General features: G+C 62.7%; 15 protein-coding genes and 1 pseudogene. 9 read left to right on the forward strand and 7 right to left on the reverse strand.

Annotation, left to right across the window (positions count from 1 at the left end):
* Positions 1-85: 85 nt before the first annotated feature.
* The 6 genes and pseudogenes from GSQ75_RS07535 to GSQ75_RS07560 all read right to left on the reverse strand — a co-directional run.
* Positions 86-367 (reverse strand): annotated as a pseudogene (locus tag GSQ75_RS07535) (acetyl-CoA C-acyltransferase); the annotation flags it as partial.
* Between the two features lie 33 nt (positions 368-400).
* Positions 401-700, reverse strand: coding sequence for a HigA family addiction module antitoxin (locus GSQ75_RS07540; RefSeq protein ID WP_158753955.1), 300 nt, complete (start codon positions 698-700; stop codon positions 401-403).
* Positions 701-708: 8 nt separating this feature from the next.
* Entirely contained in the window at positions 709-987 is a 279-nt protein-coding gene (locus GSQ75_RS07545) for a type II toxin-antitoxin system RelE/ParE family toxin (protein ID WP_158753956.1), read from the reverse strand.
* Between the two features lie 171 nt (positions 988-1,158).
* Complete coding sequence (locus GSQ75_RS07550; protein WP_158753957.1) at positions 1,159-2,364, reverse strand: acetyl-CoA C-acyltransferase; 1,206 nt, start codon at positions 2,362-2,364, stop codon at positions 1,159-1,161.
* Between the two features lie 150 nt (positions 2,365-2,514).
* Positions 2,515-4,902: a 3-hydroxyacyl-CoA dehydrogenase/enoyl-CoA hydratase family protein gene (locus tag GSQ75_RS07555; protein ID WP_158753958.1), complete on the reverse strand. Its 2,388-nt coding sequence runs from the start codon at positions 4,900-4,902 to the stop codon at positions 2,515-2,517.
* Positions 4,903-4,980: 78 nt separating this feature from the next.
* Positions 4,981-5,607 carry a TetR/AcrR family transcriptional regulator gene (locus tag GSQ75_RS07560; RefSeq protein WP_158753959.1) on the reverse strand — a complete coding sequence of 209 codons (627 nt, stop codon included), beginning with the start codon at positions 5,605-5,607 and terminating at the stop codon, positions 4,981-4,983.
* A gap of 225 nt (positions 5,608-5,832) precedes the next feature.
* Here GSQ75_RS07560 and ndk point away from each other — a divergent pair, with 225 nt between their 5' ends.
* The 8 genes from ndk to moeB all read left to right on the forward strand — a co-directional run bounded on the left by ndk (position 5,833) and on the right by moeB (position 13,859).
* Positions 5,833-6,258 carry a nucleoside-diphosphate kinase gene (gene ndk / locus GSQ75_RS07565; protein ID WP_158753960.1) on the forward strand — a complete coding sequence of 142 codons (426 nt, stop codon included), beginning with the start codon at positions 5,833-5,835 and terminating at the stop codon, positions 6,256-6,258.
* 29 nt (positions 6,259-6,287) lie between these two features.
* Positions 6,288-7,421, forward strand: a complete 1,134-nt coding sequence (gene rlmN / locus GSQ75_RS07570) for a 23S rRNA (adenine(2503)-C(2))-methyltransferase RlmN (protein WP_158753961.1) — start codon at positions 6,288-6,290, stop codon at positions 7,419-7,421.
* A complete protein-coding gene (gene pilW, locus GSQ75_RS07575; protein WP_158753962.1) occupies positions 7,411-8,199 on the forward strand; it encodes a type IV pilus biogenesis/stability protein PilW in 789 nt (262 codons plus the stop codon). Before rlmN ends, pilW begins: the two co-directional genes overlap by 11 nt.
* Positions 8,200-8,204: 5 nt before the next feature.
* Entirely contained in the window at positions 8,205-9,212 is a 1,008-nt protein-coding gene (locus GSQ75_RS07580; RefSeq protein ID WP_343160917.1) for a RodZ domain-containing protein, read from the forward strand.
* 150 nt (positions 9,213-9,362) lie between these two features.
* Positions 9,363-10,013 carry a tetratricopeptide repeat protein gene (locus GSQ75_RS07585; RefSeq protein ID WP_158753964.1) on the forward strand — a complete coding sequence of 217 codons (651 nt, stop codon included), beginning with the start codon at positions 9,363-9,365 and terminating at the stop codon, positions 10,011-10,013.
* Positions 10,010-11,221 (forward strand): outer membrane protein assembly factor BamB, encoded by a 1,212-nt coding sequence (bamB, locus tag GSQ75_RS07590; protein WP_254058491.1) that lies wholly within the window; start codon positions 10,010-10,012, stop codon positions 11,219-11,221. Before GSQ75_RS07585 ends, bamB begins: the two co-directional genes overlap by 4 nt.
* A gap of 26 nt (positions 11,222-11,247) precedes the next feature.
* Entirely contained in the window at positions 11,248-12,651 is a 1,404-nt protein-coding gene (der, locus tag GSQ75_RS07595; RefSeq protein WP_158753965.1) for a ribosome biogenesis GTPase Der, read from the forward strand.
* Positions 12,652-12,689: 38 nt separating this feature from the next.
* Positions 12,690-13,859 carry a molybdopterin-synthase adenylyltransferase MoeB gene (moeB, locus tag GSQ75_RS07600; RefSeq protein WP_158753966.1) on the forward strand — a complete coding sequence of 390 codons (1,170 nt, stop codon included), beginning with the start codon at positions 12,690-12,692 and terminating at the stop codon, positions 13,857-13,859.
* On the opposite strand, the gene GSQ75_RS07605 is transcribed toward moeB, so the two are convergent.
* Positions 13,856-14,425 carry a GNAT family protein gene (locus GSQ75_RS07605; RefSeq protein WP_158753967.1) on the reverse strand — a complete coding sequence of 190 codons (570 nt, stop codon included), beginning with the start codon at positions 14,423-14,425 and terminating at the stop codon, positions 13,856-13,858. The two genes, moeB and GSQ75_RS07605, sit on opposite strands and share 4 nt — an antisense overlap.
* Positions 14,426-14,491: 66 nt before the next feature.
* On the opposite strand from GSQ75_RS07605, the gene folD reads away from it, so the two are divergent.
* On the forward strand, positions 14,492-15,361 hold the full coding sequence (gene folD / locus GSQ75_RS07610) for a bifunctional methylenetetrahydrofolate dehydrogenase/methenyltetrahydrofolate cyclohydrolase FolD (RefSeq protein WP_158753968.1): 870 nt from the start codon (positions 14,492-14,494) through the stop codon (positions 15,359-15,361).
* Positions 15,362-15,423 lie beyond the last annotated feature (62 nt).

Genomic DNA, 15,423 nt, shown 5'->3' on the forward strand with positions numbered 1-15,423 from the left:
TACCAAACACCCCAGGAGTGCTTCGATGAAGACTGATCAACTGTGCAGTTCAAACTTGATGCTACGAGCCTTAATGGCTGCGCGATTACAATGGCTCGAAAATCCCCGCCGCACCCATACCAGTGCCGATCCACATCGTCACCATGCTGTACTTCTGCTTCCTACGGTGCATGCCGTGCACCAGCATGGCGACGCGCACTACGCCGGTTGCGCCGTCCAGCACAATGGCGCCGAGCGGGTTGACCTTGCTGGGGTCGAGCTTGAGGTCGCCCATCACGGCGAGGGCCTGGGCGGCGAACGCTTCGTTGAGTTCGATCCAGTCCAGTTAATCCTGGGGGATGCCGGTCTGCTTGAGGGCCTTGGGGATCGTGGATCGCGACGTTGCCCGGCACCACGCGATTCACGCCGCCCGCGGTTCCACCCGACGCATGATCTCCTTGCGTGTAGGCAGCGTCTTGAGGTCGTACATGGCCTGCAGGTTCAGCCATGACATGGCATCACCGCCGAAGTAGCGAGCCAGGCGTTCGGCGGTATCGGTGCTGATGCCACGCCGTTCGTTGACGATTTCATGGATGCGTGTAGCAGGAACGCTGAGTGCAACAGCCAGTGCGTTGGCACTCATGTCGAGCGGTGCGAGGTAGTCCTCGCGCAGGATTTCGCCGGGGTGGACGGGGCGCATGTGATTGACGGGTGGTTTCATGGCGATTCTCAGTGGTAGTCCACGATTTCGACGTCTTCCGGGCCGGCGGCTGTCCAGACAAAACACACGCGCCATTGTCGATTGACGCGGATGCTGTGCTGGCCGGCGCGGTCGTGTTTCAGCGCTTCCAGCTGGTTGCCCGGCGGTGAGCGCAGGAACTCCAGCGTATGCGCGGCGTCGAGTTGGGACAGCTTGCGAATGGCCGCATCTTTGATCGCGCGGAATCGCCGCGGATCACCGCCCTCGAACAACGCCTGCGTATCCTTGCAGTGGAAGCTCCGTATCATGGGTTGAGAATATTACGTTCAGCGTAATACGTCAAAGAGAGTGCGGCATGCCCTAATGAGCAACGGCGCCGCATTGCTGCGGCGCCGTTGGTGAAGCGATAACCAGCTTCGCTGTTGAAAAGCGATTCCGGCCCTCGCCCCTTTTTGTGGGGTTCGCCGGAATGACAAGCTTTAGAGTGCCTCGAAAATCCCCGCCGCACCCATACCCGTACCAATGCACATCGTCACCATGCCGTACTTCTGCTTCCTGCGGCGCATGCCGTGCACGAGCGTGGCGATACGTACTGCACCGGTCGCGCCGAGCGGATGGCCGAGCGCGATGGCACCACCGAGCGGGTTGACCTTGCTGGGGTCGAGTTTGAGGTCACCCATCACGGCGAGGGCCTGGGCGGCGAAGGCTTCGTTGAGTTCGATCCAGTCCAGCTGATCCTGGGTGATGCCGGTCTGCTTGAGGGCCTTGGGGATCGCTTCCTTCGGGCCGATGCCCATGATCTCCGGGCGTACGCCGGCGACGGAGAAGCCGACGAAGCGGGCCAGCGGCTGCAGGTTGTATTCCTTGATCGCCTTTTCGCTGGCGAGCAGCACGGCGCCGGCGCCGTCGGACATCTGCGAGGAGTTGCCGGCGGTGACGCTGCCGCCGAACTGGCCGTTGCGGAACACGGTCTTGAGCTTGCTCAGCACTTCCAGCGTGGTGCCGGCGCGCGGGCCCTCGTCGGTGCCGATGCTGCGGCTGTCGGTGATGATGCCGCGGGTGGCGAGGTTGGGGTAATGGTCGTCCAGCGCGAACGGGCTGATCTCGTCGTTGAATTCGCCAGCGGCCTGGGCAGCGAGTGCGCGGCGGTGGCTTTCCACCGCGAACTCGTCCTGCTGCTCGCGGCTGACCTTCCACTGCTTGGCCACGTTCTCGGCGGTGATGCCCATGCCGTAGGCGATGCCGATGTGCTCGTTGGTGAAGATCGCCGGGTTCATCGCGATCTTGTGGCCCATCATCGGCACCATGCTCATGCTCTCGGTGCCGCCGGCGAGCATCAGGTCATCTTCGCCGAGGCGGATGCGGTTGGCCGCCATCGCCACGGCCTGCAGGCCGGACGAGCAGAAGCGGTTGATGGTGACGCCGGGCACGGTGTCGGGCAGGCCGGCCAGCAGCACGCCGATGCGCGCCACGTTCATGCCTTGCTCGGCCTCGGGCATGGCGCAGCCGATGATGGCGTCGCCGATGCGGTGCGGGTCGATGCCGGGGTATTGCGCCATCACGCTGCGGATCACGTGGGCGAGCATGTCGTCCGGACGGGTGTTGCGGAATACGCCGCGCGGCGCCTTGCCGACCGGGGTGCGGGTGGCGGCGACGATGTAGGCGTCTTGCACTTGCTTGGTCATTAGCTTTCTCCGAAAGCCGGGAATCGGGAGTGGGGAGTCGGGAATCGGTTTGCGATTCCCACGGCCCCTAGCGAGTCCGGCCATTGTTTCGAAATGGTTGGCATTGCCAGGAATAGCTTTTGACCATTCCCGATTCTCTATTCCCGATTCTCAGTTTCTAAGCGGTTTGCCGGTAGTCATGGTGTGGGCGATGCGGGCCTGGGTTTTCTCGGTCTGCGCCAGTTCCACGAAATGCTTGCGCTCCAGCGCCAGCAGCCATTCCTCGTCGACCGTCGAGCCACGCTCGATCACGCCGCCGCACATGGTGTCGGCGATGCGCGTGGCGATGTCCACGTCGTGCTCGGAGGCGAAGTAGCCGGCCTGCAGGTTGGCCAGCGACGCCTTGAACGTGGCAGTGCCGACGTCGCCGGCGACCGGGATCGCACGGGCCGGCAGCGGCGGGCGGTAGCCGCTTTCGGCCAGCGCGTTCGCCACCTGCTTGGCCACGTAGAGCAGCTCGTAGGCGTTGAACACCACCACGTCGCTGTCGCGCAGTAGACCAAGCTGCTTCGCTTCGAACGCGCTGGCGGAAACCTTGGCCATCGCCACGGTCTCGAACACTTTCTTCAGTTCCTCGAACGGGTCGCCCGGGTTCGCCTTGGCGGCGCGCACGGCCAGTTCATGCAGACCACCGCCAGCCGGCAGCAGGCCAACGCCAGCCTCGACCAGACCGATGTAGCTCTCAAGCGCTGCGACGGTGCGTGCCGAATGCATCTGGAACTCGCAGCCGCCACCGAAGGCCATGCCGCGCACGGCGGAGACCACCGGTACCAGGGAGTACTTGATCGCCATGCTGGTGCGCTGGAAGTTCTCCACCATCTTCTCGAAGTCGGCGATCTTGCCTTCCTTGAGCAGGCCGAGGGCACCCTTGAGGTCCGCACCGGCGGAGAACGGCTCGCCGGTCTGCCAGATCACCACGGCCTTGAGCTTCTCTTCGGCCAGCTTGATCGCGTGCTGCACGCCGTCGAGCACGAAGTCGTTGACCGTATTCATCTTGGTCTTGAACGAGAGGATGCCGACGCCATCGTCGCCCAGCGTCCACAGGCGCACGCCCTCGTTCTCCCACAGCGTGGTGCCCTGGTCGAACTTTTCGCCGATCAGCGGATCGGGGAACAGCTGGCGCTTGTAGACCGGATGCTGCGAACGCGGCTTGTCAGCGTTGGCGCTGGCCGAGTACGAACCGTCCTTGCCGTGGACGCCTTTACGGCCATCGGTGACCCACGCCGGCAGCGGCGCCTTGCTCATCGCCTTGCCGGCAGCAATGTCCTCGTTGATCCAGCCGGCGATCTGCTGCCAGCCAGCGCCTTGCCAGGTCTCGAATGGACCGAGCTTCCAGCCGTAGCCCCAGCGGATCGCGAAATCCACATCGCGCGCGGTGTCGGCGATATCGGCCAGGTGATAGGCGGTGTAATGGAACAGGTCGCGGAAGCTGGCCCATAGGAACTGTGCCTGCGGGTCGCTCGACGCACGCAGCTTGCCGAACTTCTCGGCCGGGTCCTTGATCGCCAGAATCGCGGCGACTTCGTCGGACGGCTTCTGCTCGGAGGCGCGGTAATCCTGCTTGGCGACATCCAACACCACGATATCTTTGCCGGCCTTCTTGTAGAAACCACCGCCTGTCTTCTGCCCAAGCGCGCCTTTATCAATCAATCCCTGCAGCCACACCGGTGCCTTGAAGTACTGGTGCCACGGATCGTCCGGCAGCGTATCGGCCATGGTCTTGATCACATGCGCCATGGTGTCCAGGCCGACCACGTCCGCGGTGCGGTAGGTCGCACTCTTCGGACGACCCAGCGCCGGACCGGTCAGCGCGTCGACAGTGTCGAAGCCCAGCTTGAACTGGTCGGTGTGATACATCGCCGACAGCATCGAGAACACGCCGATGCGGTTGCCAATGAAGTTCGGGGTGTCCTTGGCGATCACCACGCCCTTGCCGACGGTGGTGACCAGGAAGGCTTCGAGGCCTTCGATCACGGACGGGTCGGTAAGTTTGGTCGGGATCAGCTCAACCAGGTGCATGTAGCGTGGCGGATTGAAGAAGTGCACGCCGGTGAAGCGGTGGCGCATTTCTTCCGGCAGCGCCTCGGCGAGGCCGTTGATCGAGAGGCCCGAGGTATTGGAGGCAAGGATCGCGGTCTTCGACAGATGCGGCGCGATCTTCTTGTACAGATCGAGCTTCCAGTCCATCCGCTCGGCGATCGCCTCGATCACCAGGTCGACGTCCTTCAGATGCGCCATGTCCTCGTCGTAGTTCGCCGGGATGATCGCAGCAGCGAGGTTCTTGTCAGCCAACGGGGCAGGCGAGAGCTTGGCGAGGTTGGCGATGGCCTTGAGCGCGATGCCGCTCTTCGGGCCGTCCTTCGCGGGCAGGTCGAACAGCACGGTCTCGACGCCGGCATTGGTCAGGTGCGCAGCGATCTGCGCGCCCATGACGCCAGCGCCCAGCACGGCAGCCTTGCGGATGCGTAGTGCTGATTTGGTTGAGGATGCAGCAGTCATTGGCTTCTCCGGAGGTACGAACACAAAACTTTTGGATGGAATGGAACAGCACGACCGTTGCCGGCCGGTGACACGAAACTAGGGGTGGCTCAGTCCGGCGAGACTGAAGCGGATCAGGTGCTGGGCGGTCTGCTCGCGGTGCACCTGTTCGCTGACGTCATGTTTGCGCTGGATGATGCCGAAGCCGGACATGGCGTGGGTCAGCGCGCCGGTGACCAGATCGATCCGCCAATACAGCTCGGACTTGCTCAGTTGCGGCAGCAGGCGGGCGAATTCGGCGGTGAACTGACGCATCACGTGGCCATAGTGCTCGGACAGGAACTGGCGCAGGGTGTCGTCATGCTCGGCGAAAGCTCGTGCCAGCACGCGCATGAACAGCGCGCCGCTGTCGTCGTGGGACAGGTCCAGGGCGGGGCGGATATAGGCGGCCAGCACGTCTTCCAGGGTAGTGTCGGGATGGCCGGCGATCTTGGCCAGAGCGGCCAGCCGGTGGGCATTCAGCGCGTCCAGGCGACGCCGGAACACCTGTTCGACCAGTTTTTCCTTGGAACCGAAGTGGTAGTTGACCGCGGCCAGGTTGACGCCGGCTGCTGCGGTCAGCTGGCGCAACGAGGCGCCATCGAAACCACGCTGGGCAAACAGGACCTCGGCGGCGCCGAGTATCCGTTCCTTGGTCGAACCGGAGCTGTTCACGAGCTGGGTCATGCATCGGCCATTAGGCTGGTTCAAACGATCGTTTGAGCATACGCGGACAGCTCGCCGGCCGTCAAACGATCGTTTGTTGCAAACAGCAGGTTCTTTGCGTATGAGCTAGAATCTGTCAAACTTTCGTGAGCTAAATCCGCACCGCCTGTCAGGTTTAGCGCTTTGTCGGCTTGGGAGCCGGCAGTCATCCCATTCCCTAAATCCGTTTTTCCGGAGCACACCCGTATGGCGCTGGAGCGCACCCTTTCCATCATCAAGCCCGACGCCGTTGCCAAGAACGTCATCGGTGAAATCTACGCCCGTTTCGAAAAGGCTGGCCTGAAAGTCATTGCTGCCAAGATGAAGCAGCTGTCGCGCAAGGAAGCCGAAGGCTTCTACGCCGTGCACCGCGAGCGCCCGTTCTTCAACGCGCTGGTCGAGTTCATGATCTCCGGTCCGGTGATGATCCAGGCGCTGGAAGGTGAGAACGCCGTGCTCAAGCATCGTGACCTGATGGGCGCTACCAATCCGAAGGAAGCCGCGCCGGGTACGATCCGCGCCGACTTCGCCGATTCCATCGACGCCAATGCCGTGCATGGCTCCGATGCAGTCGATGCCGCCAAGGTGGAGATTGCGTATTTCTTCGCTGCAACGGACGTGCTTTCGCGCTGAGCGATCAAATAAGTTGTGAGGCAAAAGTTGTGAACCAGGTCGTTGTGAATCCACCTGCAAAGGTCAATCTGCTCGACTTCGATCGCCAGGGCCTGCGTGATTTCTTCACGCAGATCGGCGAGAAACCGTATCGCGCCGAGCAGGTGATGAAGTGGATCTACCACGACCTGGAAGATGACTTCGAGAACATGACCGACGTGGGCAAGGCGCTGCGCACCAAGCTCACCGAGGTGTGCTACATCGGCGCGCCGAAGACGATGCTGGACAAGGCCGCCAATGATGGTACGCACAAATGGCTGCTCAGCATGGACAAGGGCAACGCGGTCGAGACCGTGTACATCCCCGAGCCCACCCGCGGCACTTTGTGCGTGTCCTCGCAGATCGGTTGCGCGCTGAATTGCAGTTTCTGCTCCACCGGTGCGCAGGGCTTCAACCGCAACCTGTCCACCGCCGAGATCATCGGCCAGGTGTGGGTGGCGGCGAAGTACCTGGGCAACATCACCCACCAGAACCGTCGTATCACCAACGTGGTGATGATGGGCATGGGTGAGCCGCTGGCCAATTTCGAGAATGTGGTAAAGGCGATGCGCCTGATGCGCGACGACCTCGGCTTCGGCCTGGCCGCCAAGCGCGTCACGCTGTCCACCGCCGGCATGGTGCCGCTGATCGACCAGCTGTCGGATGCCATTGATGTGTCGCTGGCGGTATCGCTGCATGCGGCCAACGACGATCTGCGCACCGAACTAGTACCGCTCAACAAGCGCTATCCGATTGCCGACCTGCTCGCCGCTTGCCAGCGCTGGGTCGCGCGCAAGCCGCGCACCTCGATCACCTTCGAATACACCTTGATGAAGGGCGTCAACGACCAGCCCGAGCATGCCCGCCAGCTGATCAAGCTGATGCGCAAGCTGCCGACCTGCAAGGTCAACCTGATCCCGTTCAATCCATTCCCGGGCACCCAGTACGAGCGTTCGAACGCGAATGACATTCGCGACTTCCAGACGCAGCTGCTGAATGCCGGTGTGCTGACCATGTTGCGGCGTACCCGTGGTGACGATATCGATGCTGCCTGCGGCCAGCTGGCTGGGCAGGTGACCGATCGCACCCGGCGTAGCGCCGATATTCGCAAACGGCAGGACGAGGGCGTCATCCATGCGATTTGAGCGTGCACTGATTTTCTGTCTGTTGCTGCCGCTGGCCGGCTGCATCACCACGCGCACCGACAGCAACTCGCTCAGCAAGAACCTGCCGCCGACCAGCAAGGCCGATCAGGCGCTTGAGGCGGCAAAGGCCCACACTGCGCTGGGTCAGACCTATATGGCCAACGGCGACCTGCAGGGTGCGCTTGAAAAATTGACCATGGCGCTGAAGTACGACCCCAACTATGCGCCGGCACACACGGTGATCGCGGTGCTGTACGAGAAGATCAATAATCTTCCCGAAGCCGAGGTGCACTACCGCAAGGCGGTCGAGCTGGAGCCGGCCAAGGGTGATCCGAACAACAATCTCGGGGTGTTCCTGTGCCATACGGGGAAAGTGGCGGAGTCCAACCAGTATTTCCGCAGGGCGGTGGCCGACCCGTTCTATCAGACCCCTGACGTGGCCCTGACGAATGCTGGCGTATGCCAGCTGCGCGCGAATGACGTTCCGGGGGCCGAAGCGAGTTTTCGTGACGCCATCGCGCGAAATCCGAACAACGCAGAGGCACTCTTTCAACTTGCGAACACGCTTTACATAAATAATGATGCGTTCCGGGCTCGGGCCTTCATCCAGCGTTTCGACGCGCTGGGCAACCCGACACCGGCGGCGCTCAAGCTCGGCCACGACATTGAATCTCGTCTGGGTAACCAGGAAGCTGCCCAAACCTACAGCACGCGATTGCAGAGCCAGTTCCCGGATTCGGAACAGGCGCACGCCCTCAACCCTACTGCCCGCCAATGACCTCCATGCAGCCAACCCAGTCAGAACAGGGTTCGAGCGAGCCCGATCTGTTCGGCATCAACCTGCTCAACTTGGACGGGCCAGCCACAGATTCCCATGCTGTCAGTTTCGGCAGTCGGTTGCATGCGGCACGTGAAGCGCGCGGGCTGGATATCGAGACTTGTGCGCATACGCTGAAGCTGCCGGCTCGCGTACTGCGCCAGCTCGAGCACGACACGTACGACGACACCGACTCGAAGGTCTATTTGGCGAGCTATGTCGGCAAATACGGCCGCTACCTTGGTATCAACGAGGTGTCGATCCAGGTCGAGATGGATCGCATCAAACAGGTCGAGCCTACCTTGGTGGCGACGGGTGGCATCTCGCATTCGCGTTTCCTGCTTGATCGCTACGCGACCGCAGCCACTTACGTCGTGCTGACCGCCGTGATCGTGGTGCCGATGATCTGGTTGGGCGTGCGCGGCACGCTCGATCGTGACCTGACCCATCTTGCTCCGCTGGACGCCGCCCCGGTGGCGCAGCAGGATGCACCCGCTGCGACCAGCAGTGCAGGTGCTGCGTTGCTTGCCAGCCATGGCCTGGCACAGGTGACGCCAGTGCCAACAAAGACCGCTCCAGTACAGGCGCCGGCGCAAGATCAGCCTTTGATGGCGTCAATGGCGCCGTTCCCGAGCATGGATAGCGGCAACAGCCTGCCGGCTTCGCCCCAGCCGGCAGTACCGACTGCCGATGTCGGTGCGGGTAGTCATACCCTGAACCTCAATCTTGCTGCTGCCAGCTGGGTCGAGGTGATCGATGCTGACGGTACGCGGCTGGAATACGGCTTGCTGCCTGCCGGTAGCAACAAGATCTATCACAGCGACTATCCGCTGGATGTGCGCATTGGCAATGCCAGTGGAGCGCAGGTGAATATCGATGGCCAGCCGGTGGGGCTGGACGATTTCCGGCATGCCAATGTGGCGCATTTCCGCGTACAGCTACAGGACGGCAAGGCCTCCGCGGCCAGCCTCTGATCGCCGCTCCAGGCGCCTCGGACAATCCATTTCGGTTATGCTTGCTCATTGTCCGTTCGAGTACCGAGCGGACGTGATCGGCTTTTCCTTTTTTACCGCGCCGGCCTATGCACGCGCCTGCGGGTGCGCGGCCTTCTGATTGGTGATTGCATGGCATTTGAAGAATACGACAAGTACGAACAAAGCGAATTGGTTCAGAAGTGGTTGCGCGAGAATGGCCTGTCCATCGTCGTCGGCGTGGCGATCGGCCTCGTCGGTATCTTTGGCTGGCAGCAGTGGCGCGGTCACCAGGCGAACCATGAGGCTGAGGCTGCCCAGCTGTATCAGCAGGTTCAGATTGCCCTGGCGTCAGGCAAGCCGGATATCGCTACGCCACTCGTCGACCGCTTGATGACCGATTACGCCAAGTCGCTGTACGCTGTGTTTGCCGTGAGCGACCGCGCCAGGCAACAGGTGCAGGACAAGCAACTGGACAAGGCCGAGATCTCGCTGGAATGGGCAGAAGGTCACGCTGGTGACCCGGCACTGAAGTCGTTGACCCAGTTGCGCATGGCGCAGGTGGAACTGGCCCGTGACAACGGCGCGGCAGCGCTGGCAACGCTCGATCGTATTCCGGCCAACAGCTATCGGGGCCTGGCACAGGAACTCCGCGGCGATGTGCTGGTCAAGCTTGGGCGCTCTGACGATGCGCGCAAGGCCTACCAGACGGCCTTGTCGGCGTTGAGCGAGGAAGCGCCGCAACGCGGTGCCTTGCAGATGAAACTTGATGATTTGGCTACGGCCGGGAAGCAGGGTGCATGAAAGCTGAAATGATGAAACGCGTCTTGCTGATCTCACTGACTTCACTGGTAGCCCTTGCTGGCTGCCATTCCTACAAGAAGGCAAACGTCGAACCGCCGACCCCGTTGGCCAAGGACTTCAAGCCCACGGTCCAGGTGACCAAGTTGTGGACTACCAGCGTAGGTGATGGTGCTGGCAAAAGTGGCGCACGTCTGCGCCCGACCGTGGTCGACGGCGTGCTCTACGCCGACAGCACGGACGGTAAGCTGGCTGCGATCGATGCCACCAGCGGCAAGACCCTGTGGTCGAAGAGCACACGGACCCACGGTTGGTTCGGCTGGGGCGACAAGAAGCGTCAAGATGCCCTGTATGCCGGTGGTCCCGCCGTGGATGGCGACCTGGTGGTGGTCGGTACACTGGCCGGCCATGTCTATGCCGTGAATGCCAAAGACGGCAGTCCGCGCTGGGATGCCGAGCTGGATTCCGAAGTATTGGCATCACCGGCGATTGCGGGTGACCTGGTGCTGGCTCGCACCGAGGACGGTCGCGTCTATGGTCTGGATCGGGCAACCGGCAAGCGTCGCTGGGTATACGACCAGGGCAACGTGCCGCTGCTGAGTCTGCGCGGCAACGGCAGCCTGCTGGCAGCCAATGGCGTGGTGTTCTTCGGCAGCGACGACGGCAAGCTGATCGCGTTGCGCCAGGACAACGGCGCGAAGCTGTGGGAACAAAAACTGTCCAGCGGCGCGGGCCGCACCGATATCGAGCGTCTGAATGATGCCGATGGCTCGATCCTGCTTGATGGCAGCACCCTCTATGCCGCAGCCTTTCACGGCAACCTGATGGCGGTGGACGGTCCCAGCGGCCGGCCAGTGTGGGGGCATCCGTTCTCCACCTTCACCTCGCTCGCCGCTACCGGCAATGCGTTGTACGGCGTCAATGAAGATTCAGAAGTGTGGGCATTCGACAAGAGCGGCGGCGCCGATACCTGGAAGAATGTCGCGCTGAAATACCGCTGGCTCACCGGGCCGGCTGTGCAGGGCGACTACGTCGTCGTCGGTGACATGGAAGGCTATGTGCACTGGCTGCAGGTCGGCGATGGTGCGCTGGCCGCCCGTGAACGGCTGTCGAAGAAAGTAATCCGCGCCCAGCCGCTGGTGGTGGGTGACATCGTCTACGTCGAAGATGTGAAGGGCCGCATCGGCGCTTACCGTCTGACCGCGCATTGATCGACCTTCGGAGTCGATGAAATCCCATGCTGCCCGTCGTCGCGCTAGTTGGTCGTCCCAATGTCGGTAAATCGACCCTTTTCAATGTACTGACGCGCAGCCGTGACGCCCTGGTAGCTGACATGCCGGGCGTCACCCGTGATCGCCACTATGGTGTATGCCGCAGTGGCGAGCGGCCATTCGTGGTGGTCGATACCGGCGGTCTGTCCGGCGTCGAGGAGGCGATGGATGTCCTGACTGCCAAGCAGGTACGCCTCGCGATCGAAGAGGCGAACGTGCTGGTGTTCGTAGTCGATGCCCGTGAAGGCCTGCTGCCGCAGGACTACATCATCCTCAATGAGCTGCGCCGCAGTGGCAAGACCATCATCGCGGCGGTCAACAAGACTGACGGGTTGGAAGAAGAGGCCGTGCTGGCGGAGTTCTCTGCCTTCGGTGTCGGCAAGATCCTGCCGTTATCTGCCGCGCATAATCGCGGCACGTCGGACCTGATCGAGCTGATTCTGCCGCTGCTGCCGGCCGACGAGGAAAGCACGACTGAGGCGGAAGGCGAGGATGGCAGCATCCGCGTGGCCATTGTCGGTCGCCCGAATGCCGGTAAATCAACCCTGATCAATCGCCTGCTGGGTGAGGAGCGACTAATCGTCTCCGACGTCGCCGGCACCACCCGCGACCCGATTCGCGTGCCACTGGAACGTGACGGCAAGCGCTACACGCTGATCGACACCGCCGGCATCCGCCGCAAGGCACGAGTCGAGGAAGCCGTCGAGAAATTCAGTGTCATCAAGACACTGCAGTCGATTGCCGCCGCCCAGGTCGTGGTGGTGATGATCGATGCCCGCGAGAATCTGGCCGACCAGGATCTCACCCTGATCGGCTACGCGATGGACGAGGGCCGGGCGCTGGTGATCGCGATCAACAAGTGGGATGGCTTGGACCAGTATCAACGCGACGAGTGCATGCGTGCACTGGATCGTCGACTGGTGTTCGTCGACTGGGCCAAGCAGGTACATATCTCAGCGCTGCACGGTTCCGGTTTGCGCGAACTGATGCGCGCCATAGTGCGCGCACATGCATCTGCGACCAAGGTGCTGGTGTCGTCCGACCTCACCAAGACGCTGGAAAAGGCCTACGAGAGCTACCAGCCGCCGTTGGTGCATGGCCACTCGCCGAAGCTGCGCTTTGCGCATCCGGGCGGCAACAATCCGCCGACCATCGTGATCCACGGTACCCGCACCAAGCATATTGCACCGGCCTATCAGCGCTATCTGGAGAACTTCTTCCGCAAGCGCTACAAGCTGGAAGGCACCCCGGTCCGGATTGCCTTCCGCGAAGGCGAAAACCCGTTCGCGGGTCGCAAGAAGGTGCTGACCAAGGAGCAGGAGCAAAAAGCCCGGCGCCGGGTCAGCGACCTGATCAAGCGCACGCGCTGATCCGTCGGCGCTCCCGCATCTCGTATTAGGCTACGCGAATGAGCGAGCCCCTGAATCGCGAATCCTGGCTGGACGAACTGCGCCGCCGCGTGCCTGAAATTTCCCCGGCCGAGGCTTTGGCACGGCAGGCCCGTGGCGCCCTGCTGATCGACGTGCGCGAAGACGCCGAACGTGTCACTGGCACGCCGTCCAATGCGCTGGGCCTTTCGCGCGGCTTCCTCGAGCTGCGCATCGAACAACTCGAAGCAAATCGTGATCGCCCGCTGTTGGTGTTCTGCGGCAGCGGCCAGCGTTCGCTGCTCGCCGCCGAGGCATTGCAGCGTATGGGTTATCGCCAGGTGTGCTCGGTAACCGGCGGATTCAACCGCTGGAAGGCCGAGGGTCTGCCGATATCCGCCAGTGCGCTGGATGCGGATACCACCGAACGCTACGCGCGTCAGTTGCGCCTGCCGCAGGTGGGCGAAGCAGGGCAGGGCAGACTGGCAACAGCGAAAGTAGTCGTCCTGGGTGCCGGCGGCCTCGGTGCACCGGCAGCGCTGTATCTCGCTGCTGCCGGTGTGGGCCAGCTCACCCTGATCGATGACGACAAGGTCGAGCGTTCCAACCTGCATCGCCAGATCATCCACGCCGATGCCCGCGTCGGCATGGCCAAGACCGAATCGGCACGGATCGCGCTGCAGGCGCTCAATCCACGCATCCATATCGAAACCCGCACCGAGCGACTGCAGCCCGATAACGTGGAACGACTGCTGGCCGATCATGACGTGCTGATCGACGGTGCCGACAATTTCCCTGCGCGCTACCTGCTGGCCGCGGCGTCACTCCGATTGAAACTGCCGATGGTGTACGGCGCCGTCGAGCGTTTCACCGGCCAGCTCAGCGTATTCGATCCGCGCCGCGACGATTCGCCGTGTTACCGCTGCCTGTTCCCCGAACCGCCTGCCGCCGCCGATGCGCCGAATTGCAGCGAGGCCGGTGTGCTCGGCGTGCTGCCCGGCATCGTCGGGCTGCTGCAGGCGACCGAAGCATTGAAGCTGATATTGGAGTTGGGCGAGCCGCTGGTCGGTCGCCTGCTGAGTTTCGATGCGCTCGGCATGCACTTCCGCGAGACGCGCTTGCCGCGGGATCCGACCTGTCCGGGCTGCGCCGCTGACGCTCCATTCATGGGGTATCGGCAGATCGCAGGGCTTTGCTCGGCTGCGGGTTAGTGCAGGTCGTCCGGCACCAGCGCATACACCGCCGCATCGCGCGGCTGCTCATGCACCCATAGACGATGGCGTGCAATTCCCTCGAACTTCGCTCCCACCTTTTCAGCCGTACGTCTGCTCGGATGGTTGTCGGGCTGGATGATGATCTCGATCCGGATCAGACCCAGTTGTTCGAATCCGAAACGCGCCACGAGCACGGCTGCTGCCGCGGCAATGCCTTCGCGCTGACGCGACTGACGAACCCAGTAACCAAGATTGGCACTGCGATGCAGTCGATCAAGCTGATTGAGGCCGGTACCACCCAGCAGCTCGCCGGTGGACGCGTCGAAAATCGGAAGTGCAAAATGCTCGCCCGCGTGCCAACCGGCCTGGCAATGTTCCACCCAGGCAGTCGCATCGTCGTGTCCATACTCCGCACGGCACCAGGGCAGCCACTGGCCGACACTCGCCAGTGATTCGTGGACCGCGCGATATAGCTCGGCAGCATCGTGGTCCTGCCACGGGCGCAGGCGTAGCCGTCCGTCGGTAAGCTCCAGCACTGGAAGGGGAGTCTCGTGTGTGTCCATGCGTGCCTGCGTTTGTGCGCATCAGGTCGAGCCGCGATAATGGGCAACTTCCTGCCAGGCATCAACATGAGCGCACGCATCCTCGACGGCAAACGCATCGCACAGGAATTGCTGGAGCGGTTACGCCTGCGCGTCGCCGATCGCGTGGCGAAGGGCCTGCCCGAGCCCGGGCTGGCGGTGGTGTTGGTGGGCGACGACGCGGCTTCGTCGGTTTACGTACGCAACAAGCGCAAGGCCTGTCACCAGGTCGGCTTTCGCTCGTTCGACTATGACCTGCCGTCAAGCACCACGCAGGACGAGCTGTTCGCCCTGATCGACCGCCTCAATGCGGATCCAACCGTGCACGGCATCCTGGTGCAGTCGCCGCTGCCAGAGCACATCGACGAGGATGCGCTGGTCGATCGCATCGATCCCGACAAGGATGTGGACGGCTTCCAGGCAGTCAACGTAGGGCGCCTCGCGCTGCGTCGCTTCGGCCTGCGCCCATGCACACCCAAGGGCGTGATGACCCTGCTGGGACATACCGATCGCCCGGTGCGTGGTCAGCATGCAGTGGTTGTCGGTGTGTCCAACCATGTAGGCCGTCCGCTGGTGCTGGAGTTGATGATCGCCGGCTGCACCACCACCTGCTGCCATCGCTTCACCCGCGATCTGGAAAGCTTCGTACGGCAGGCCGATATCCTGGTCGTGGCCGTCGGCAAACCGGGTCTGGTCAAGGGTGAGTGGATCAAGCCGGGTGCGGTGGTGATCGACGTGGGCATCAACCGCCTCGACGACGGCCGGCTGGTCGGCGACGTGGATTTCGAGACGGCAGCAGCGCAGGCCAGCTGGATCACGCCTGTCCCTGGCGGCGTCGGCCCGATGACCGTGGCCACCTTGATGGAAAACACGCTGGAAGCCGCTGACGCGCGCTCCACGCCACACAAAATCGCCTGATCCACGGGCAGCGTTCAGCCAACATCTGGCGAGCATCATGGCGAGGCGCGTATAATTCCCTC

This window comes from Dyella sp. S184 (assembly GCF_009766065.1).
Lineage (GTDB): Bacteria > Pseudomonadota > Gammaproteobacteria > Xanthomonadales > Rhodanobacteraceae > Rhodanobacter.